The sequence below is a fragment of the Anaerosporobacter mobilis DSM 15930 genome (assembly GCF_900142955.1).
Lineage (GTDB): Bacteria > Bacillota > Clostridia > Lachnospirales > Lachnospiraceae > Anaerosporobacter > Anaerosporobacter mobilis.
In genome coordinates, this window is sequence record NZ_FRCP01000008.1 from 104,303 (window position 1) to 127,812 (window position 23,510).

18 protein-coding genes are annotated in these 23,510 nt (G+C 37.0%); all 18 read right to left on the minus strand.

All coding sequences use genetic code 11. The features are described 5' to 3' along the window. Positions 1-12: 12 nt before the first annotated feature. Positions 13-1,230 (minus strand): macrolide efflux MFS transporter Mef(A), encoded by a 1,218-nt coding sequence (gene mef(A), locus BUB90_RS07080; RefSeq protein WP_073285216.1) that lies wholly within the window; start codon positions 1,228-1,230, stop codon positions 13-15. 429 nt (positions 1,231-1,659) lie between these two features. Next, positions 1,660-3,240 (minus strand): recombinase family protein, encoded by a 1,581-nt coding sequence (locus BUB90_RS07085; RefSeq protein WP_139241718.1) that lies wholly within the window; start codon positions 3,238-3,240, stop codon positions 1,660-1,662. After that, positions 3,237-3,656 carry a serine integrase family protein gene (locus BUB90_RS07090; protein ID WP_073285220.1) on the minus strand — a complete coding sequence of 140 codons (420 nt, stop codon included), beginning with the start codon at positions 3,654-3,656 and terminating at the stop codon, positions 3,237-3,239. The genes BUB90_RS07085 and BUB90_RS07090 overlap by 4 nt, the downstream gene beginning before the upstream one ends. A 323-nt stretch (positions 3,657-3,979) precedes the next feature. Continuing rightward, on the minus strand, positions 3,980-4,450 hold the full coding sequence (locus tag BUB90_RS07100) for a Csac_0668 family 2Fe-2S cluster-binding (seleno)protein (protein WP_442871520.1): 471 nt from the start codon (positions 4,448-4,450) through the stop codon (positions 3,980-3,982). A gap of 152 nt (positions 4,451-4,602) precedes the next feature. Further along, positions 4,603-6,447: a heavy metal translocating P-type ATPase gene (locus tag BUB90_RS07105; protein WP_066084863.1), complete on the minus strand. Its 1,845-nt coding sequence runs from the start codon at positions 6,445-6,447 to the stop codon at positions 4,603-4,605. A 15-nt stretch (positions 6,448-6,462) separates the two neighbouring features. After that, entirely contained in the window at positions 6,463-6,684 is a 222-nt protein-coding gene (locus BUB90_RS23790; RefSeq protein WP_026478195.1) for a cation transporter, read from the minus strand. A gap of 145 nt (positions 6,685-6,829) precedes the next feature. Then, positions 6,830-7,198: an ArsR/SmtB family transcription factor gene (locus BUB90_RS07110; protein ID WP_073285227.1), complete on the minus strand. Its 369-nt coding sequence runs from the start codon at positions 7,196-7,198 to the stop codon at positions 6,830-6,832. 573 nt (positions 7,199-7,771) lie between these two features. Then, positions 7,772-7,951, minus strand: a complete 180-nt coding sequence (locus tag BUB90_RS07115) for a hypothetical protein (RefSeq protein ID WP_073285230.1) — start codon at positions 7,949-7,951, stop codon at positions 7,772-7,774. 3 nt (positions 7,952-7,954) lie between these two features. Beyond that, complete coding sequence (locus BUB90_RS07120; RefSeq protein WP_073285235.1) at positions 7,955-8,410, minus strand: hypothetical protein; 456 nt, start codon at positions 8,408-8,410, stop codon at positions 7,955-7,957. Between the two features lie 66 nt (positions 8,411-8,476). Next, entirely contained in the window at positions 8,477-9,178 is a 702-nt protein-coding gene (locus BUB90_RS07125; protein WP_073285238.1) for a SpoVG family protein, read from the minus strand. A 69-nt stretch (positions 9,179-9,247) separates the two neighbouring features. Continuing rightward, complete coding sequence (locus BUB90_RS07130) at positions 9,248-9,610, minus strand: hypothetical protein (RefSeq protein WP_073285241.1); 363 nt, start codon at positions 9,608-9,610, stop codon at positions 9,248-9,250. A 25-nt stretch (positions 9,611-9,635) separates the two neighbouring features. Continuing rightward, on the minus strand, positions 9,636-17,165 hold the full coding sequence (locus tag BUB90_RS24230) for a helicase-related protein (RefSeq protein ID WP_073285244.1): 7,530 nt from the start codon (positions 17,163-17,165) through the stop codon (positions 9,636-9,638). Between the two features lie 17 nt (positions 17,166-17,182). Beyond that, entirely contained in the window at positions 17,183-17,551 is a 369-nt protein-coding gene (locus BUB90_RS07140; RefSeq protein WP_073285248.1) for a hypothetical protein, read from the minus strand. A 15-nt stretch (positions 17,552-17,566) separates the two neighbouring features. After that, a complete protein-coding gene (locus BUB90_RS07145) occupies positions 17,567-17,764 on the minus strand; it encodes a DpnD/PcfM family protein (RefSeq protein WP_073285252.1) in 198 nt (65 codons plus the stop codon). Further along, the gene (locus BUB90_RS07150; RefSeq protein WP_073285257.1) at positions 17,765-18,679 is read right to left on the minus strand and encodes a hypothetical protein; all 915 of its coding nucleotides are present in this window, start codon (positions 18,677-18,679) and stop codon (positions 17,765-17,767) included. It abuts the gene before it with no gap. Between the two features lie 64 nt (positions 18,680-18,743). Continuing rightward, positions 18,744-20,705, minus strand: a complete 1,962-nt coding sequence (locus BUB90_RS07155) for a C40 family peptidase (protein ID WP_170865452.1) — start codon at positions 20,703-20,705, stop codon at positions 18,744-18,746. 73 nt (positions 20,706-20,778) lie between these two features. After that, positions 20,779-21,099 (minus strand): hypothetical protein, encoded by a 321-nt coding sequence (locus BUB90_RS07160; RefSeq protein ID WP_073285260.1) that lies wholly within the window; start codon positions 21,097-21,099, stop codon positions 20,779-20,781. 63 nt (positions 21,100-21,162) lie between these two features. After that, entirely contained in the window at positions 21,163-23,364 is a 2,202-nt protein-coding gene (locus BUB90_RS07165; RefSeq protein ID WP_073285263.1) for an ATP-binding protein, read from the minus strand. Between the last annotated feature and the right edge of the window lie 146 nt (positions 23,365-23,510).

The following is a 23,510-nucleotide window of genomic DNA, read 5'->3' on the forward strand; positions in this document are numbered from 1 at the left end:
TCCAATATTATTTTATTTTAAATCTAATTTTCTAACCTCTGTTATCATGGGGCACACTATAGCAATGCCAATAATTAAAATACCTGATAGTAAAAACCAATGATTTACACCAATTCTATCAGCAAAGAATCCAGAAAGAATTAATCCAATTGGCATAGCAAATGACATAATACTTCCGGTCAAAGAAAATACACGTCCTAAATATTCAGGCTTAATCTTCTCCTGAAAAAGAGCTGTTTGCACACCGCTATAAAATGGCACCGAAAGCCCCATTACTGCACAGCAAGCTACAAATATAACAAATCCACTTGGAGGAAGTAATCCTGAAACGACTAAACTGGCCCCCATTATAAAGAATGAACCAGTTATTAGTAATACACGCTTTTCAAAATTACCCAACCTTCCTAATATTAGACCGCCTACTAGCATTCCAGATGCAAAAGCGATTTCGGTAATTGAAATATGCACAGGTTTTCCATTAAAGTATTCCATGCTAATTAAAGGAAACAGTGCATTAATTGGCATATACACAAACGTATATAGCGTTCCTAAGAGTAATAAGGCAAATAATCCTTTATTTTGTCTCAGTGCGACGATTCCTTCTTTCATTTCTCTTAAGAAATTTGGTTTCAAACTTTGCACTTGTTCTCCCAGCTTAGGAATACTTACAATGGCTACCGTAATAGATGCAATCACAGCGCCTAATACATCGATAGCAATAATTGCATTTAATTCCCAAACGGAGTATAACAATGCTGCAGCCGCCGGACTAATAATATAGCTTATTGACTGCACAGACTGACTATAACCTGCACATTTCGTAAGCTGTTCTTCTGGTACTAAAAGTGGCGTAACCGCATTGAGAGCCGGAGAATGAAAAGCCGTTCCAATGCTACGGATAAACAATACTACCATAACCATCCATACGGGTAATTCCATATACAATGCAACAATAGCTAGCATTGCCCCAGCTGCTGCAATAATTAAATCAGCACCTATCATTATCTTTTTCCTGTCATGACGATCCACTAATACACCAATGGCAGGTCCAAAGACTGCATAGGGCAAAAAACCTACTAGTGAAGCCATAGACAAGACCATAGCAGATCCTGTTTTTTCTGTAAGGTAAAAAATAATCGCCATTTGCAGGATGGCACTAGTGATTAAAGATACTGCCTGTCCTGCCCATATTGTAAAAAACTTAAGTTTCCAGTTGTTGTATTTTTCCATTTATATTTTCTCCTGCATATTATTTTGCTTGAATTTCTACTTTGGATATCATTCTAGGCAATAAAAAATGCAGGCCTAAATCCACAATGTGGCTTTTGGTCTGCTTACATACAATTAGAAGCATTCATATTTAGACATAGTTAAATTAAGGTATAGTTAAATAATCTATATCCTCACCGTAACTAACGAATGCTCAATATCGTATAAATAAGTACAACAAAAAAGCCTATCATCGGGGATAGATTCTGCCTTTTTTATTGCCAGCTTATCTTAAACGCATTGAGGCTGTCATAGTTTCGGTTCCTCCTAAATCCTTATTTGTATCAATTATTATAACACAACGAAATGATATAATCAACGTTTAAAAATGGAAAAACCGCCAAAGGGTGTTGTGATATGGTTCCCTCTATTGGCGGTCAGCTCAATATTCTATACCTCTTTGTCTATTTGTATTTCAATGCCTGATTTAAATTCAACAATGATGTGATCATCGTAAACTGTAATCCTTTCCAAGAGTGTCCTCACATATTCTTCTTCGTAATCAGTAAGCTCGCAAGGCAGGTCATTAAGGAAACGCATCATCTCATCAATTCTAGTTTTCAGATCCTGTCTTAATGCCTGCTCATTTTGAAGGGCCTGCTTCTCATCACGCAGCCTTCTAATCTCCATACCTAGCTCATCACCGGTATTCTTTGAATTGACCGTTGCCAGTAGCTCCTGCTGCATTGATTTCATCTGATCATCAATTGTTGCAATCTGACTAAGGTTGATCTCCTCTAAGCTACTCTCGATATTCTCTCGCAAAAGCGGAAGGATTGTCTCCTTTTCGCGGAACGCTTCGTTTATGGCCTTGATAACCACCTCATGGATCAATTCTTCGTGAACTGTTCTTGCCGGGCAATCAGGACCATCTTTTTCAACCCTGCTAACGCAGCGCCAAACGGTGGACTTACACCCTCGATTGTTCCATTTAATCCTGCGGAAGATATCGCTGCAGTGTGCGCAGAATACCATACCGGATAAGGCGTATCGCCCGCTATAGATACGTTTGCGTTTTGTTGTCCCGTTAGTAAGATTTGCCCTTCTAGCAATTTCCTCCTGTACCTTTAAGAAGATATCCTTTGGAATAATAGCTTCATGACTGTCTTCTACATAATATTTAGGAACCTGACCCTTATTGGCTTCTCGCTTCTTATCGAGTATATCCACTGTATAAGTCTTCTGAAGCAATGCGTCCCCGATGTACTTCTCGTTCGTAAGTATCTGCCTTATATTGCTTTCATGCCATTTTTTATTTCCTGCACCATTTCGTATTTCATCGGCCTCAAGAGACCTTTTTATCTGTAAGAAGCTCTTGCCTTCAAGGTACTCCCTATAAATGCGCTTTACTACTTCGGCTTGCTCTGGATCAATGATAAGGTGACCATCTTCGTCTTTGGTATATCCCAGGAACCAGTTGTGGTTGACCTGAACTTTCCCTTGTTGATATCGGAACTGTAAGCCCAAACGAACGTTAGCTGATAATGACTCGCTTTCTTGCTGTGCAAGAGAAGCCATAATTGTCATAAGAACTTCACCCTTGGCATCGAGCGTATTGATGTTTTCTTTCTCGAAATAAACACCGATATTCTTGTTCTTAAGGGCTCTCGTGTAATTCAGGCAATCAACCGTATTTCTTGCAAATCGGCTTATGGACTTGGTGATGATCATATCTATCTTGCCGTCGTTGCAATCGTTAATCATTCTCTGGAATTCATCACGCTTCTTCGTATTCATTCCGGAGATACCGTCATCGGCATAAATCCCCGCTAGTGTCCACTCTGGATGACTTTTAATATAGGTGGTATAATGCTCAATCTGTGTATCGTAGCTGCTTTCCTGTTCATCACTGTCGGTAGAAACTCGGCAATAAGCAGCTACTCGTGTCTTCTGAACTTTTTCGGTTGGTTTCTGAGTACCGATAATTTTCTTCGCTGGAATAACCGTAACATTTTTAGCTAAGGAAATCATTCATTCACCTCACTTTCTATCAAGCTGTATACGTATTCTGCCTGTATAAAAGGGTCCTCATATTTGATTTGTACCTTTGGCATTTTAAAACCTGTAGCAACCTGGCTCACTTTGTCTGGTTTCTTATCAAATACTCTCCCAAGCTTAGTCTGTCTTTTAACACGCTCGGCTTCTGCTGCATCAAAGGTCTCTTTATCTATAATAGCCGGATAATAATTGTCTCCAAGGTAATATTTATTTTGCAGCATTTTCTTTGCACTTGTGTGGTAAAGCTTAAGTCCAACGGCTTCTGCGGCAGGCATGTAGGCAAGTCCAGAAAGATATCCTTTATAGAGCTTCCTTACTTGCTCTGCTTTTTCTTCATCAATGACAGCTTTACCGTTTTCAATTCTGTATCCATATGGAATATGGCTCATCCTCTCACAACCTTTCCTTAAGATTTAATCCGCACTTGAGCATAAAGCCTATTTCACTTCTACTGTAAACTATAATGTGGTCGACGTGTACTTCAAATGCCTCTGCGTCAAATTCAGTAAATCCTTTACTGTCGTTTATATGTTTTAGTAATCCGTTCACTGCTTCTGCATTCTCAAGTTCCCCATTAACCGAACGGTACAAGGTTTCCTATGGTTAAGGGGAACATATCCACACTCGTAGTTGGAAACATATCCAACATTGGCTCTCGTTTGTGGGAAGATATCAACGGTTTTGTCTGTTCGTGAGAACATATCAACTCAAATCATTTCATGGTTAATCCCTTATCAATGGCTTCCTGAATAATCTTATGACAACATACCCCCAAAGGATTGTTTTCCTTACAAAGCGAATTTTTCATTGCTCCAGTTATGGCATTTACTTCTTTAACGGTTTTCGCACCATGCTTTACAACTGCTTCAATTACCTGATCTTCTGTGACTTTGCTGCAATAACAAGCATACTTAGGATCTGCATCTTTCTTAAACCAGATAGGAACCCTAACTTGGTCTTTTAAGAATTTTATTTCTTTATCTAAGTTATAGTAAATAACGTCGCAGTCCTCATTCATGCATATCTTATATTGATCTCCATCAACGGCATTACGATAATCATCTGTCACCAAGTGTTCAACGGTTATCCTACTAACTGTTACTCCTTCATTATTACAGACAGGGCAACTCTCCTTTGTTCTATTTAAATTTTGTGTGATACATTCACAGCAACATTCATCAATAACTTTCAATTACATAACCTCCATATCTTTAAAACCATTTAATTCAAGGTAAATCCCAACCAATTTTCATTTATAGTTTTTAAATTAAAAAATACCCCTTGATTGTATCGTCAATTATCGGTATCATTCAAGGGGTGAATAGGAAAAATAGTTTATAGCTTCTTTACATTCAAAGCTCTAAAAGCATTTAATACTGCAATGATAGTTACACCTACATCTGCAAATATAGCTGCCCACATAGTAGCTATTCCAAAAGCACTCAAAATAAGAACAATTATCTTTATTCCAATTGCAAATACTATGTTTTGATTTGCAATTTTTAATGTCTTTTTAGAAATCTTCATTGCAGTAGCAATTTTCGATGGCTCATCAGTCATAATTACAATATCAGCAGCTTCAATGGCTGCATCAGAACCTAAACCACCCATTGCTATTCCAATATCTGCACGAGCTAATACAGGTGCATCATTGATTCCGTCACCGACAAAGGCGAGTTTACCTTTTGTGGATTTTTGTGAAAATAATTCTTCTAGTTTTTCAACTTTGTCTGCTGGCAATAGTTCTGCATAAACCTTATCAAGACCAAGCTCTTTAGCAACTTTTGAACCAACACTTTTATTATCACCTGTCAACATAACTGTTTGCTTAATATTAGCTGCCTTAAGTTCCTTGATTGCTTGTGCTGAATCTTCCTTTACCTCATCGGCAATTACAATGTAACCTATATATTTATTATTAACAGCAACATGTACAGCAGTACCAATCAGCTCTCCCTTGAAATAAGGGATATCCATCATTTTCATAAGTTTGATATTTCCTGCCATAACCTTTTTGCCATCTACTGTTGCAATAACACCATGACCTGATATCTCTTCTACATCTGAAATACGTCCATTGTCTATTTCTTTGCCATATGCACGTTTCAGTGAAAGTGAAATTGGATGATTGGAATAGCTCTCCACATATGCAGTTAATTCAAGTAGCTCTTCTTTGGAAACCCCTTCTGGATGAATTTCCTGTACATTAAATACACCTTTCGTTAGTGTACCTGTTTTATCAAAAACAACAATCTCTGTTTGAGCCAATGCTTCAAGGTAGTTACTACCTTTAACTAAAATACCTTTTTTTGAAGCTCCACCTATTCCACCGAAGAAACTCAAAGGAATTGAAATAACTAAAGCACACGGACAGGATACCACAAGGAATGCTAGTGCTCTATATATCCAATCACTAAAAGTCGCCCCGTCTATAACAAGAGGCGGTATAATAGCTAGAAAAACTGCAATTATAACCACAACTGGTGTATAATATCTCGCAAACTTAGTAATAAATTGTTCTGAATTGGATTTTTTACTACTTGCATTTTCAACTAAATCAAGAATTTTGCTTACAGTAGATTCTCCAAATTCCTTGGTAACCTCTGCTGTAATAACTCCATTAATATTGATGCAACCACTCAGGATATCACTTCCTACTTCTACTTCACGAGGAACAGATTCACCAGTAAGTGCTGATGTGTCAATCATTGAACTTCCCTCTATTACCTTGCCATCAAGAGGAATTTTTTCTCCTGCTTTAATTACAATAATATCTCCAATTTGTACTTCATCTGGGTCAACTTTGACAAGTTCATCGCCTTTTTTAACATTTGCATAATCTGGTCGAATATCCATAAGGCTTGCAATTGACTTTCTCGACTTGCCAACTGCATAGCTTTGAAACAGTTCTCCAACTTGATAAAACAGCATAACTGCAACACCTTCAGGATACTCACCAATAAAAAATGCACCAATTGTTGCAATACTCATTAAAAAGTTTTCATCGAAAACTTGACCTTTAAAAATATTTTTTACAGCTCTTTTTACAACATCTCCACCTACAATAATGTAACTTATTATAAAGAGAGCAATCTGTAACCATTCGTTATTTAAATTAAGCAATACTGCTGTAGCTAACAAGGCTGCACCAATAATTATTCGCCATAGTCGTTTTGTCATACTAAATAGCCTCCTTTAAGCCTTTTTCATAGTTGTATCGGGTTCAATTTTTTTAATTATTTTTTCGGCCTCTTCTATTATTGTTGGCATTTTTTCATCCTCACCATCAATAACGAGTTTTGTGGTCATAAAGTTAACAGTAGCTTCTTTCACTCCATCAAGCTCATTAATAGCCTTTTCCATTTTTGCCGCGCAATTTGCACAATCCAAACCTTCAAGTATAAATTTCTTTTTCATTATTAAATCCTCCTAAATATTATTTGTAATTTTATTTTGAATACTACAAGTCTTTTTCAAATTTTCTTGAAACATTGCTCATTTGATATGAAGACTTAAATATCTGCCCAAATATCTTCAAAAAATATTCTATTATACCGCATTACTACTTCTCGTTGATATGAATTAGACCTTGGTCAAATATTTCTCTTACATGATCATCAACTAATGAATAATATACTACTTTGCCTTCTTTTCTGTTTTTCACTAAATTAGCTTGTTTTAAGACTCTCAGCTGATGGGAAATTGCTGATTGTGTCATGTTAAGTAATACAGCGATATCACAAACACACATTTCAGCTTCATGTAAAGCCCATAATATCCTGATTCGTGTTGAATCTCCAAATACTTTAAATAATTCTGCTAGATCATAAAGGCTTTCTTCTTGAGGCATTTTATCTCTAACTTGATTTACAATATCCTCATGAATTACATTGCAGTCACATCTTTCAATTGAAATAAATTTTTCAGTCATATTATCACCTCTTTTTAAATCATTTCATATGAATGCTTGAGCAAGCATTCATACGTTGTGTATTTATTATATTATTGTTTTTCTCATATGTCAATAGTTATATGAGCATTTATTCAAGTATTTTTTATATTATTTGAAATATCTCAAAACCATCTATTACGACATTAATACCATAAAAGGGTGATTTCTATACAAACCTATTTTAAAAACACAAATATTGTAGGTTCTATAATAGTTTGAAATAAAATTTCAAACTATTAAAAAACTATAGTGGTAGCTGTTTCAAAACAACTACCACTACATTAGATTATATAAAATTCTTATCATCCCAGAGGATTATTTCTCCCTCTTTCTGAGCCATCAATTTTTCCACCTTTATAATGTCATCACTCTTTTTACCCTATGTCATCTATAAAGCACCCCAAAAATAGGGGTCAAAAAACGGTGTTTTTTCGCTCATTTTTTGCTCCAAAATCACTCTTGAACCACTATATGTTGTGGTCAACTTCTACTTTTCGCCCCCTGAACCACAATACGTCATCAAAATTATACTCTCAACGTGGCCCGATAGGCTCATCTTGATGTCTTGAGTAATTTTTCACATTTATCCGTACGTGGAAACTTTTCTATCTTGTTTTTTTCACTTTGTGTTTCATATAAGTCATTCGCTTTATCGCCCATTTGATTTGCTTTTAACAGACCTATTAATTCTTTTATCATTTCATCCTGTGTTAATGATTTTTCTATATCCATAGCTTACGCCTCCTCATCCCCTGTTTCTTCTCCACGCATCACTCTGATGAACTTCTCATATTTTTCCAGCGAATTATTCGGATCTCCTTCCACTGTGAAATCAAACATATCGGAGAAGTCATGCACATCCCCCATCGAATACAAATCTTTTAAAAACCTGCTGAAATCCTCAACAAATTTAGCTAAAATCTGTTCATGATTATCATTCTCGTTATAAACATAATATTTCACATATTCCTTGCGGCATATTCCAATACAGTCCCAGACCTTATATGTTATTTCACCTTTTTGATATAGGTTGATTTGTAACATTCCTCCACTGAATCGATGATTAATAAATGTGTCATAAAACTTAGATGTCACACTTAATGTTAGTCTTTTGCCTTCTTCTTTCGTGTACTCTACAATCACTGGAATAATCGCAAAAACAGCTGCTCTTTGAAATTCTCTTTTCCTCATATTGTCTTTTCCTCCAAATTCGAAAGAGCCAGAGATAATCCCTGACTCTTTCATCTACATTATTTACTATCGAAACGGTGTCTCTCTATCAGGCAAACTCTGAAACTGTCCTGACTTTTCTTTCTCTTTCTGCAAATCATTTTTTGTTTCTTTTTGCTCTTCCTGCTTCTTTTCCTTTTCTTCCTCATATGTTTTCATTACCTCTCCATAAAGTTTTTCACGAAACTCCTTTGTTACTGGATAACACACGTCCTGATAAATCGCTTTGCCTTGTTCGTCTATCTGCTTTGTCTTATAAGCCGGCATTGCAACAAACAGCTTATCTTTCCCCTGAAGGATACTTACATTATTTACAATAAATTGATTATCGAAATAAATACGTGCAAGACCACATACATTGCTACCATCTCTTTCAAATGGTGTAACCTTTACTGAAAACTCTGGCATTTCAGACTGTGTTTTTTCAATCTGTCCTTGCTCTTTTCCCTGATTTATTACATGCTCATAAGCTTCAAGGATGTTATCGTACAGTTCCTCACGAAATTCCTTGGTGATGGGATTGCAGACATCCTTAAAAATAACACCGCCATTCTCATCTCTTTCACTGGAACGATATCTAGGCATAGATACAAATAACTGATGTCTTTCAGGATTTTCTAAGATTGCAATATTGGTAATCTTAAATGAATCACCAAAGACTACTGTGGCAAATCCTTTGATATTGCCTTCCTTTGTTTTTACTTCATTTACATGAATTGAATATTTCATTTACTACTCACTTTCCGTATGCTCCGTGCATACACCAAAATCAAAAGTGGATGCCTACCATCCACTTCACTACTCTTTGCAGATGCTACAACGCATCTGCTCAATTACATCCAAAGGGACACGACCATTCAGCCAATTAGCTAAGGTAATGACCATTCCGTCCTGTTCAAAGTAGATATAGTGCTGATGTTCTGCACTAGCTTCATATACTACCGTGACAGCAAAATTAGGCATGAACATTTGTGATTCTTCTTCCCAAGTACATACAACCCCCTCATGCAGATTTAGATTTAATTCTGGAATATGCACCCACCATCCACTGATAACAATTTGATACTCTTCATCTGTTTCAGCTATATCATCATCAATATCTGATAAATCCATCTCTGCAATCACTTCTTCCACTTCGAACAAGCGATACACTTTCTCCATTACTCCTCACGTCCTTCCCTATCCATCATCTGCTCCTATCATCCACGTTGGTTTGATAAGCAGTTTTTGCTTCAGCAACATATTTATCATTTTCAGACTTTTCTATATTGCCCTCGTCCAATTCTTCTTTTGTCGCACTTAAGTCCACATCTTCCACTTTCCCATTTTCCAGATTTAGCTGTGCATTCAATTCATATTGACGCGCCAGCTTTTCTTTCAATTCTGTTTCATAAGCAAATGGCTTCTCGTACTCTGACTTTGAGGCATCCAAATCATTCTGATACTGGTCAATCTTCTTCAGTAAAAACTCTTCATTCTCATGAATTCCACTAAATAAATTTTCTAATTTCACCATATTTCCAACTGGGCTAGTTGACAGTTCCGCTTTGTAGTCTGTCTTTCCACGAAGCACCAAATAATTTGTGCCCATGAAGTTCTTTTCTACCAGCAACTCAAACTGATGAAACTGACCAATAGGATTGATTTCACCTGTCTTGCACTTACTAATTGCTTCTAACATAACGGTTCCACCATCCACACGCTCCTCAAAACTTGCTCTACCTATCGTAATAGAAAAATCCGGATTCTGAATTAGTTCTGCATCTCTCAGCTTGATATCTTCCTTTACACAGCACAGTTTCTCTTGTGCTGCCTTAATCAGCTTTGGATAGCGGATCATATAATTATCCTGCAACGAATAATGCTGATTGTCATAAGAAGCTTTTAGTAACTTCAAACGTTGTACCTCATTATCTAATTCCATCTTTTCACGAATCAATGGATTGCCAGTTGCAACTGCTTTAATTTCTGCATATGACAAAGTTGCTTCATCAATATCCTCACAAGTTCTGGATACAGATTTGCTTGTCATAACCTGACTGATAAATCGCTGCTTATTTTCCACTAATGACCATGAATACGCATCAAAAGTTCCTTTTGTAACATAACGATAAATTGCCACCTCGGAATTTTCATTTCCCTGACGGATACCTCTGCCTTCTCGTTGTTCAATAGCAGAAGGCTTCCAAGGACAGTCGATATGATGCATCGCAACAAGATGTGTCTGTACATTTACACCAGTACCGCACTTATCTGTAGAACCGATTAGAATTTTCTTTTTACCTGTTCGCATTTCTTTAAACAAGATATCCCTCTGCCCGTCTGTCTTAGCATCATGGATAAATGCTATTTCTTCTTCTGGAATTCCCCGAAAAATTAGTTGCTCTTTAACATAATTGTAGACATCAAAATCTTTACTCAAGTCACGGCTTGACCATCCACTCTTAGGCGTACCAATATCCGAAAAAATAAGCTGACAACCGATTTTATTCTCGTTGACAGCTTTGAAATATTCGTAGCATACATTTTCTACGACCTTATTTAATTTTCCATCCGTATTGTTTGGTGCATCTGCATCTAATAGCCTTGCATCAGTACCTAGCAGTCTAGCCTCATGTGTGATCTTTAGGAAATTATCCTCTGATGGGTCAATTCCATCATTACGGATTCGCTCTGCCCTTACTACAAAATCCTCCATGACCTGTTTTACATACCAGTCTGGTTCACTTTCCACAATTGTGTACTTATTATCCCTTAGTGTTGGCACTTTCAGATTTAGCATATCTTTGGTTTGTACATCTGCCACTTCACGAAAGATGTTCATTAATTCTGGAAGATTCGTAAACTTATTAAACCTGCTTTTGAATCGGAATCCGCTTCCTTCTACGGTAAGTTCAAGTGCTGTTGTTACTTCACCAAAGTTTGCTGCCCAGGAGTCAAAATGATAAATTCCCATCTGCTCTAGTGCCTCTTTTTGTAGATATAACTGCATCACATACAGTTCGCACATAGTGTTTGAAACCGGGGTTCCTGTTGCAAATACAATTCCTCTGCCATCATTGATTTCACTCAAATACTGGCATTTCAACTGCATATCTGTAGATTTCTTCGCTCCTGAGCTGCTAATACCGGAAACATTATTCATCTTGGAAAAAATAGCAAGGTTCTTAAAATTATGAGCTTCATCCACCATAATTGAATCCACACCTAACTCCTCAAAGGTAATCAAATCATCTTTTCGACTTTCATCTGCCAATGATTTCAACTGTTCCTCTAGCTTTTTCTTCTGTGCCTCCATCTGCTTTACAGTCCATCGTTCTCCGTTCTGTGACTTCATTTCATCAATAGAATAGGCAATCTCCTCAATCTGTTGGTTCAACATCCGCTCCTTTCTTTCTGCCGAGATAGGAATCTTCTCGAACTGCGAATGCGACATAATAATACAGTCATAATCTCCCGTTGCAATTCTAGAGACAAACTGCTTTCTCCTACTCTTTTCAAAATCACGCTCTGTTGCCACTAATATATTAGCGGACGGATACAGGCGCAGGAACTCACTTGCCGTCTGTCCAATCAATGGTTTTGGCACCACCATAATTGTTTTACCTGCAAGTCCCAGTCTTTTCTGCTCCATACAAGCAGCCATCATTTCAAAACTCTTACCCGCCCCAACACAATGAGCCAGTAACGTGTTTCCTCCCATCAGGATTCTTGCTACTGCATTCTTTTGATGTGGCTGTAATTCAATCTCTGGATTCATCCCTGGAAACTGTAACTGTGAACCATCATACTCCCGCAAGCGAATATTATTGAATGTTTCATTATAATACTCCACATACTTTGCTCTTCTCTCTGGATCTCGGAATAACCATTCCTTAAATGCTTCTTTCATCTGGTTCTGCTTTTCTCTTGCTAACATCGTTTCATTTTTATTCACGACATAGTGATATTTTCCATCACCATCATCAATTCTGTCACGAATGGTAACTGTCTTTAGGTTCAGCGTATCCTCAAAAATTGAATAGGCATCCTCTCTGCTCGTTCCATAAGTTTTCGTGGCTGCAACAGAATGTTTATCTCTTGACTTATTTTCAATAAACCATTCCATACTCAGCTTATTCAAATGAACCTGTATTCCCGAATTGTACCACTGAGTTCGTACTGCTCTTTCCCTTCTCGGAGTATTGAGAAGTTCGTAGATAAACTGCTCATAGTCTTCTGCCTCCACCCATGTGGTTCCAATTCTTACATCAATCTCACTTGCTTCAATATCCTTTGGCTGCACCTGTTCCAACGCCTTTATATTTTGTACGAATAACTCTGGATTCGCTCCTCGCATAGCTTTTGCTACACGCAGCTTTTCTCTTACATTTCCAGACAGATAATCATCCGCTGTCTCCCAACCTGCGTTTGGATTATTTTCGTTATAACGGTTTGGATTCAGATAAATTAATCCCTGTAATTCTTCAAGCATAACCGCACGTTCTAACTCTGCTTTTACGTCATCAGATAGTGCAATATTCGAGGACGGTTCATTCCCTTTTGCTGCCAATTCCTCTACCAGCTTTGACAAATCAGGCTGATAAATACTTAACATATAGGGAATGTTGACTGCGCCATATTCATTGATTGATACATTAAGCGCTTCTACCGCTGTTTCCACTCTCTCAATCTGAATTCTGGCTTTGATGGTTTGCTTAAAGAACATGTCTGCTTTCTTCACAATCCCATCCTCATTTACATCTTCTAAAGAGCATAACAGTGGGTAGTCAGAATCATCTCTGAATGCCCTGCTGTTTGCCTGTGCAGTAATACATCCATATTTTTCAACAAAGGCATCGTAGGTTGCATTCAATGTTTTTTGTCCTTCTGCTAATTCTTCCTCACTACAACCATCTGTCTGAATATCGATCAAGTGTCTGGTATTATTTCGAATTTCATCTAGCAAGCGAATCCTATCCTCTACTGTAGCATTTACTTCTTTTCGGTACATATGGGAATTTTCTCTGTAATATAACTTTCCTTCATAAAACGTATAAGAGAAATTTCTCACATCGGGATCTGCAGGTATCGCATCTTCACTTATTTCCTCTGACTCTTCTAAATGTTCAAAATCAGTCATCTGTGCAGATATTGTACGAATAGCTTTATTCAATTCTTCGTACATATTGAAGTTTTCAGCATCATTTACACAGACTGTATATCTGCTATCCTGACCGTAAATTCTAGTGTCATATTCCATATGTCCTAGCATCATATCTGGATGCTCTACAAAATAAGAATTGACCGCAATTCCATTCTGGGTATAGCTCAAATGCACCCAATCTGGTTCAATATCAATCTTACGTTCTCTTTTTTGTAAAAATAAAATATCGCTGGTCACTTCAGTTCCTGCATTTTCTTTAAATGCCATATTAGGAAGTCTTACCGCACCAATTAGTTCCGCTCTCTCCGCCAAATACTTACGGAAGGTAGCATTGCTTTTATCAAGCGTTCCTTTCGTCGTAATAATCGCAACAATACCGCCTGGTCTTACCTGATCCATCGCTTTTGCAATAAAGTAATCGTGAATACGAAGATTTAATTTATTGTATTTCGGATCAAATACCTTATAATCTCCAAATGGTACATTCCCAATCACAACGTCAAAGAAATTATCTGGGAAGGTGGTCTTTTCAAAACCAGTAATACTGATATCTGCTTTCTGATACAGCTGCTTTGCAATTCTACCGGAAATGCTATCTAGTTCCACACCATATAATTTGCAATTCTGCAAAGGGGTTGGCATGCTTCCAAAGAAGTTTCCGACTCCCATACTTGGTTCTAATACATTTCCACCTCGGAAACCAAATTGGAGTAACGCCCGATTCATGCAACTTGCAATTTCTGGTGAAGTATAAAATGCATTATTTACAGTAGCTCTAGCTGCAATATATTCATCTTCTGTCAAAAGACTTTTCAGCTCTACATATTCCCTTTTCCAGTTTTCATTATTTTCATCGAATACTTGAGAAATACCTCCCCAGCCAACATACTTTGATAAGATTTTCTGTTCCTCTCTGTTTGCCAGTCTGTGTTCTGATTCCACCTGCTTTAACACTCCAATTGCTTCTATATTCCACTGGTATCTTGTCTTTGCTCCACCTTTTTGAAGTTCCCACAAATTGTAATGAAAGTTACTTTTCTCGGAATGTGTTACTTCATCATCTATGTGATTCTCTGCTGCACTTTCATTACCAGTAGAAACTCGTCTTTGTGCTTGTTCCTCACGATTCTGTTTTGCGCTGTCACATTTATCAAGGAATCTCTGATATATTGGCTGTAAGGTTGTTCTATCCTCAGTTGCCATCATTTCATTATACCGTTGTCTATGATCTGCTCCGCAGAAGAATGGTTGCTTTGACATATAGGACAATACTTCATACAGTTCTCTATAGCCTGTTGCAACTGTTTCTCTTTCACCAAAGCGGTTCTTATAATTCATTTTAATCTCATAAGGCTTTAAGGTGTATTCAATTAAGCCATATTTGTTGTTGCTATAGCCTTTTTGCTCTTCTTTACTTCCTAAGACCATATCTGACAAAAGTTCTAATTTATTTGGAATGAGCAAATACTCTGAATTTACAATATCCTGTAAAAATGGTTTAAAAGGCATGTAACAGCTACATTCTGTCACAAGAATTTCCATTGCCTCTCGCATATCTTCATCCATATCTGCAATTATGTTTGCATAATCAGTAGGAATTACTTCCAGTCTTTCATCACTATGGCTCTCCTCATACTGCTTTTCATATTCACGATTTTCTGCTTCAATCTCCGCACCATATTCAGCCATTGTGACCATACGGTCTTCTTCTGCAAGTTCCTCTGGTGTCATTTCATAAGTTTCTGTCTCTGCTTTCTGTTCTGTGATCTTCCTATGACTTTCATAGCTTTCAGGTTCATCGGGAATCGCAAATGCATCCACGACCTCAACGACTTCCTGTTCATCAGTAGCATCTATTACTCGGTGAACGATATCAACATAATCTTCCCTGTCACCATCCATAGCAATTTCATCTAATGATTGTCTCTCTGGCTGATACTCTCCAGTCATAATTAGAACACTTATTTCTTTTTCAACTGTCCCCCATGAAATATAGCCTTCTTTTTCACCTTCCTCATCTCTCCACTGGAGGCGAAGTCCTTGTGCATGGAAAGAATCATAACCATGCAAACCGTAACCCTCTATCGGCCAACCTGCTCCACCTTGACCATACTCCTTTTTAATACGTCTGGCTCTGGTTCCTGCATCAATTTCATTCTGATATATCTTACACACTCGACTCATGCCATTTACAAAGCCAGTACCACGAAGTAGGGTTTGGCGTACAAACTCATGTGGTACAACCAACTCTTTCTTCGGTTGAATATAAGTATATTTTTGTCTAGTAGCTGAAATTTTGGTAGTTTGTGTATGCATCGATCCGTTAGTATTCAGCCCAAAATCCCCATCAAAAAAGGAAGCCTGATGGTAATTGGCTTCCTTACTATTTCCAAATGAATTGATTTCATTTAGTTCTCTGTTCAGTTCTTCATCTGCTTCTAGTGAAATTTCATTACGATCTGCTGAAGGACTACTTCCTCTGCCTGCATCTTCGCCTGTTCTCTCAGTTTCCACATCTCCATCGTGGAGTTCGGATTCTCTGGTTTGTGTTTCTTCAGGTAATCGTTCATCAGCTGGTCTAACAGTTGATAAGCTTCCTCGTTCACCTCGTTCATTTTCTCTGCCAGTTTCCCGAACCGGTAAAGTGTCTTGTACCTTGCTGGTTCGTTCTCTTTTAGATAATTCATCGCCAGTATTCCGTATTTCCCCAGATTCGTTAATTTCACTTCCTGCTCTTCCGGCATCTGAATATTCGGATACAGTAGTCCGTCTACTTCGTGATACGTCATTGTTAATTCTGCCATATGCAATTCTCCTCTCGCTTTCAATCGTTTTTAGGTTTCTACTAAATTCTCTAAGAACGCTGCAGGAGACATCGCATACCAGGGAACCAAGACGGTAAATGACTTCCTCATCGGTTATCTTTACGATCTGACTAAAATCCTGTTCTTGCATAGATAAGTCAAATCCGCATCTCGTACCAACCGCATACATAACACTTTGATATACCAAGTCATCTGTGGTCAGCCCTGACGTTTCATAATTGAGTTCCTTTATCATACTCCCAGCTAGCTGCGATAATTCTGAGATTCTTTCCTCAAAATCTGTTCTTATTATACCCCAAACATTTGTTCCTGTAAATAATTTTAATGAATTTAGTAATTCTTCTCGTGTTGTTCCATCATACTGCTCCATCTGTCCTTCAGATACCAGATAATCCAAATAATCCTTTAGGTTTTCACCCTCCAAATCCCATGTGAGCTTCTGTTTCTTTCCACCCGTATCGCTGATATCAAATACATATCTCATTCGGGGATTTAATGCTCTTGAAGGAAAAATAGCTATGCCTTTACTTCCACGCTTGACATATCTTTCTACTTTTTTCCAAGTATCATAATCGGCTATCATAGTGGATTGTGGGCGCTGTCCATACACCATCAGGATGTTATCAAACTCAAATCTATATATCTGACCGGTGAGTCGACAAACATCCTGCCACTTCTTTTCAGAAGTGGTGACATCATGAATCATCTCATCATAGATAGCTTTTGCTTCATACTTATTGCTCATCCGATTCTCCTCCTGTTCTAGTTTTTCTTGTCAAACAACTCCTTATAAAGCTTTGCTTCCTCTTTATCTAAAGTAATGGCAAATTCCTCTGTTTCATCCTTCTCTGCCTTTTCAGTTGCGGTAATTATCTTTTTTGTGATTCTAAGAAGTGCATAATTTTCTTTGTTCATCATCATACACTCCTTAAAAGTCATCCCATTATTACTGTTAAGTACACCTGTATTAACCTGAATCATAAAAGACAGATCAGATTTTACCTTTGACACCTCATCCATTGAAATAAAAACTGTCTTAATACTCTCCTTCGATACTTCCCATTCCTTTTCCAGCGTTTTAATTAAAAATGCCATATCCTTTACTACGTTTTCTTCTACTACTTTACTCATATTCTTTATCCTCCGCTATCTGCTTTTTCCTAATTGTTGTTTTTGTTCATATGGAATAAAATCCACATCTTTCATGTCCTCGGCATCAAGAATGATTTCCTGTGCATAATACTTTTCCATTGCTTTATCAATGGCTTCTCCAAGAGAACCTGCTTCGATTTTTTCAATCCTTGACAAAACCTCTTTGATTTCGACCTCATATTCTTTTAGCATTTATCTCACCTTTTCTTTGTGTAAATCCTCGGTTCCAAGAAATCTTTGGTCATACTTTCCACTGTCTAAGTTTTCTCTAAAGACTTCTTCTCTGCCTGTCATAAATATGTCGTACATGGCATTCATTGCTGCCTCTTTGACAGAAGTTTCAAGCAGTGGACTTTCTGCTATCTTTTTATAGAACAGAAAGATGTCACTCTGTTGCGTACGAAAATCAGACAAATTCTCAACTTCTCTTACTTCCCCGTATTTCTCACGAAGCAATCCAAAATCAATTCCGCTTGGTGTAGCTCCAAGATAAACTCCATGATCCCATTCGATTGCAATTGTCTGATTATCCTCCATAGGTATTTCATCTTTTGGATATCTTGTATAGGTTCCAGTACCGATTGCCACCAGCATGTTTCCTTTATTTACATCCATAAGCAATAGATTTCTTGCTGAGAACTTTTCCATTACCCTGTAATCAGATCCGTTAAAATTATGGAGAATATCTCCCTGCACATATTTTCTTTCAACAGCTTTATAGGTAAACTGGATTTTTCCATTGGTGCTTCCATCCAGTCTTATACCAAGTCTTGCTACTTTATCCAAACAATAAGCATTACATAATTGTTCAGCAAAGACTGTCTTTTGTTCTGGATTATCAAATCTTCCACCAAGAAATCCTCTTAGCTGCGCCTCACTGGTACAAAATCTTGCTTCTGTTCTTTTATACTCTGAAAATTCTACTATTGACCATTTCCACCCATCTGTTAAGGTCTTAGCCAGATCAAATGCAATTTGACCGCTCATCACAATGGAATCTGTCTTTAATCCGGTGTGAATCAGCATATAATCATCTAATGTGGATAGATAATTCATGACCCTTCCTTTCACATGTTCTTTTACAAGAACGATATCTTCTAACTTCATTTTTCCTCCAATCAAAAAAAGACCGAACCTTATTTACTGGGTCTGTCTCATTTACTATTCTTATTTATTTGTTTGGTCTTGCATACATTACAACACTTCCATTATGGAAATCTCCATATACAACACCCTCTGCTTCATTCTTTGCCTCGACCATCTTTCCATTCCCTGCATAAATTCCAACATGACTGATGTTCTTATATCTTCCGTTTGTGGTATAACTATAGAAAATAAGATCTCCAGGTTGTAAATCTGTTTCTGTTATACTCTTGCCTGCTTCATCAAGCCCCTGTGCTTCTGCTGCAGCTGTGGTCGCACCGCCAAAACTAATATCGACTCCAGCCGTTTTCCACGAGTAGTAAGCCAGCGAACTGCAATCATAATAATTTCCTGTATCTCTGTAAGCCTGACTATATGGATACCCTACTTTGCTTAAAGCAAAACTTACGGTTTCCTTCTGTGTTGGATCAGCGATACTACTAACGATTGCTTCAATTTCTGTATTAGTTAAAGAGGATACGCTATTTCCACCTCCACTTCCTCCACCAGATTCTCCACCACTATAACCTATCATCGCAAGGTTTTCTGGACTCATCATTTCATTGATTAGTTCTATCTGGTCTTCATCAAAGTTATATTCGGTAATCATATCTCTATAATCTTTCAGCGTAACATTAACAGAAAGAATTGTTTCCGAATCTGTTGTTCCATCTTCATTCTCATGGGTTTCTGTTCGAGAACTGGTCGTGTAAGAACACATATCATTAACTATATCCTGAAGCCAATCTTTTGACATATCATTCATGATTGTAGCAGTATCACCAATGCCATGCTTTACCATATAGACACACATGATATCGTAATAATTGCTTGGACTAGCAGCTGTACCTTCATAGTCCACATATACGATTTCTCCACTATCATATCCATTATGCTCATTGGCTAGTGTGTTGACCTCCCTGTTGAAATTAGCAACATATTCTGTTGTAACACTCATTACCGTATCACCTTCTTCCAACGGTGGCAGGAATAGAGCAAACGGGGAATTATAAATCGTTGCAACTACTGTAACAACTGGAACCGTTATAACAGATATCAGCAAAATCAATGTTAATAAGAATCCTCCCACAGCAAGCGCCATTTTCTTTAATGGAATGGCAGCCCGATTCATAACTAAGTCTTTTAAAAGCTTAAAAAAACTGTCTTGCTGTTTATCCTGGGAATTCATCTTATCTATAAAGAATTTGATTTTATGGACTCGGCTATTACGCTTCATATCATCATGATCTATCTTTGCTCCTACAACTTCTCCGGCAGCAATCCCAATCAATGGACTAAGTGGTCCAACTGCCGCAGTTCCTGCTACCGTCACAGCAACATCCGTTGTAACTTTTGTAGCTACTTTCGCTGTTTTCTTTGCTGTTTCTTTTGCTACCTTCTTAGCAGTGTCCTTTGCTGTTTTCTTTGCTACCTTCTGTGTTGTCTTTTTAATCTGCCTTCTCGAAAGCTTCCTACCAGACTCCACTTTTTTAATCTTTCGCTTCTTCTCTGCCAATGACTTCTGCCTAAAGAATTCTGCTCCTTTAGAAGCTGCTCCAGTCATGGGTCTTGTAACCCCATAAGCAATCATTGATGCATCTCTTATTTCATCTGCACCTTCCATCTGATTTGCTGCTACATTTGCACCTACTGCACCCACTAACTTAATACTGGAATTCTTTGTCTTAATAGTCTTCTTGTCATCCTTGATATTTCTGTTATGCTGATTGATTCGTCCTCTACGTTTTTCCTGATTCTGATGAATCGTGCTTTTCCGATACGTAGTTTTGCCCCTTCTACGAACTGCCCCTTTTCCCATTGTCTGCGTTGTAGTAGTGGCTGACATAATCTTCGGACTTCTTTTTACAGAATAAACATTGTGACCTTTAATCCCAGTAGACTTCACTTCGTGGGAATGAATCTTTGGCTTTGATTTTGCGTGGATTATTATTGGTTTGTCATCTACTTTTTTGATTTTCAATTGTCTCACCTTCTTTCCAATCTGGATAAAAAAAAGAGAGCAGACAAGTTTTTGGCTTGAATGCTCTATGTATAATTATTAATTATTCGGTTACGTTTTCATCTTGGAAATCTTCCGAGAATTCCTTCTTTAATCTCTTCAGTAATTTGCTATGCCTGCTTTGATAATGCTTGTATATCTCATCTTCTGGAATCCAGATTTCAGCGGCTTCTATCTTTTCAAATACAGAAATCAGAATCTCATCTACTCTGCGTTTGTCAGGCACTTTCTTATATTTCAGATAACAGTCCTTATATGCTTCATATTCCCACTCTGCAATTTTTGTCTTTTGAGATTCTTTGAGTGCTGAAAATTTCTTATTGGTTTGAAGCAGTCTACCATCTATCAGTTTGTGGTTTTTCATTATCTAAACTCCTTAACCAATTTATTTTTTTCAATTTCTTTTAGACCGTCAATCTATTTTTTCTTACAAGCTTTTTATTCTGTCATATAAGTCTAGTAATTCTAGGATATCCATATCCAAAATAGGTTCATACATAAATGAGTTTAAGTGAATATTCTCTGGAGTCATAATATTAACTTCATTAAGAATAGCAACTGAATTGTCCACACCAAACTGCTTATACCCATTTAGTAATTCTCTCGTTTGGTTGGTCATGTTAGACATTGCTACTAAAAACTCTGAACTTGATCCTGAACAATTTTGGCGCCCGTTTCTCCATATCATTCGTCCTTGGTACTGATTGATTTGCCTTATCATATATTCTTCTGCTTTATGTCGTATCGCCATAGCAAGAACAATTTTATTTTCAAGCCGAGTATCTGTAGCGGTTATTGCGTCACAAACATTGTATAATGACCCTAAAACTAAATCGCCTAACTGTACTTCCTCATGAAATGCGGTTACTCCATCATAAGAAAGGTATAACGGAAGTATCTGACCAAAAGTAATTTGATGTGAATTTGACTTTTCATGAAGCAACGCAGTAAGAAACAAATAATCATCACCTGTTTGGGAAACATTTCGATCCTGTCCAAACTCAACAAGATTCCTAACAAATGGAATTAGTGCAAGTACATTTTTTTTGTTTGGATTTTGCTTCCACTGTTCAAATGGCTGATTCTGATAATGTTCTTGTGTAATAGAGATAATTATTCCATCAGTATTGGCTGTCAGTTTATTCTCTCTTTTTAAGTTTAATCGACTTGATACTGTTCGATAAAAGTCAAAATTATGTGAAAGAACCAATAGATAGAACTGATCTTCCTGAGCCAATTCGTAAAGATATTCAATAATAGCATATTTATTTTTATAGTCGAAGGAATCAGCAATATCATCTATAATTAACAATTTCTCTCTGTGTGTCTTTCTAATTTGTTCAATGTCAAAGATAATATTCAGCAAATATAAGGCTCTCTTCTCTCCTTGACTTAGTGTATCTAACTCGTCCAATTTTGCACGGTCAATTTTTACTGTTCTATCTCCTTTTTTGAACGAAAACTCAATTCGCGGAATACTTTCACCAATAATTGCACCTTTAAGATTTGAAATTTCCATAGAATAAGGTATGCTAAATCGTTTATTAAAAATATCCAGTGCCTGTTTCCATGGTGTATCATCCAAATCTACCGCATCAATTTCATCAGAAAGGGCACCATATTTCTCACACAAATCATCAAATAATCTTTGATTATCACTAATATATGAAAGCCATAAAGCTTTGCGAAGGACAGGCAACTTATCAAGTGCCAAAAATTCAACAATTTCTGGATGTGTCTCAATCTCATCTTTTAATGACATTCCTTTAGCATCATTTAGCATACTTTCTATTGCTTGTAATTCAGGAACTTGACGAATAGCAGTCTCAATTTCAGATATTTTATTCTCAAGTTCATTCATATCACTAACAGTCTCTGTTCCAGCCAATACCAACTGATTGCTACGAACAAAGAAACAATCTTTTTCCAGTGATTTGCGAATATCTTTTAATTTAGGTAAGGTTAGTTGTCCCTTTTCCAAATATGCAAACGATTCATATACACGGTCACTACTTGAAATAAAAGCCTGAATTTGTGTTTGGAATTCATGAGATTTTATTTTTTTCATCACAGTTGCATCAAATATAGTTGAGTAAGAAACCTTTCCACAATACAACACTCTTTCTTCTGCAATTAGTGCATCCAAATTTAATAAAATACTAGTTTCTGTAAATCCAAAATCCTCGATAAGTGCTGTCTCAAGTTCATATGTTGCTTTTCCACCTGCTGTTTTCTTTATCTTTAATCCTGACGTTTTTTCAAGGGCTTTAAATAATTTATCGCGTGCCTTAAGAACATCACTTAGTCTTTCCTTAATTGTATCTTTTACCAAAAGGGTTGTTATATCTGATTCATAAGAACTCTCAAAAGATTTGATAACAAACACATCATCACTTACTATATCTCTGTCATCAATTTTAACTGTCATATTTCCAGCATCGCCGAAAATAGCATCACATATATCATCTGTCTTGTTTGCCTGAATTTTTTGAAATGTTTTAGCAAATGAGGTTTTCATCAGTCCATTTCGTGCATATATAGCAATTATATTGTCTCCATGAAAATCAAATTCATGATGCATTTCTTGAATTCCAAAACAATTTTGTAAATCAACATTTATTTTTTCCATTATACCCCACCAATCCCTTTCCGTGTTCCTGTAATTTTGTAAGTCAGTCCATACATAAACTCTAGAATATCTTTATAACGATTAAATGCGAATAAATACACCTAACATCAAATAATTTATTTGTGTCACAAGGTGCCTTTCGACAC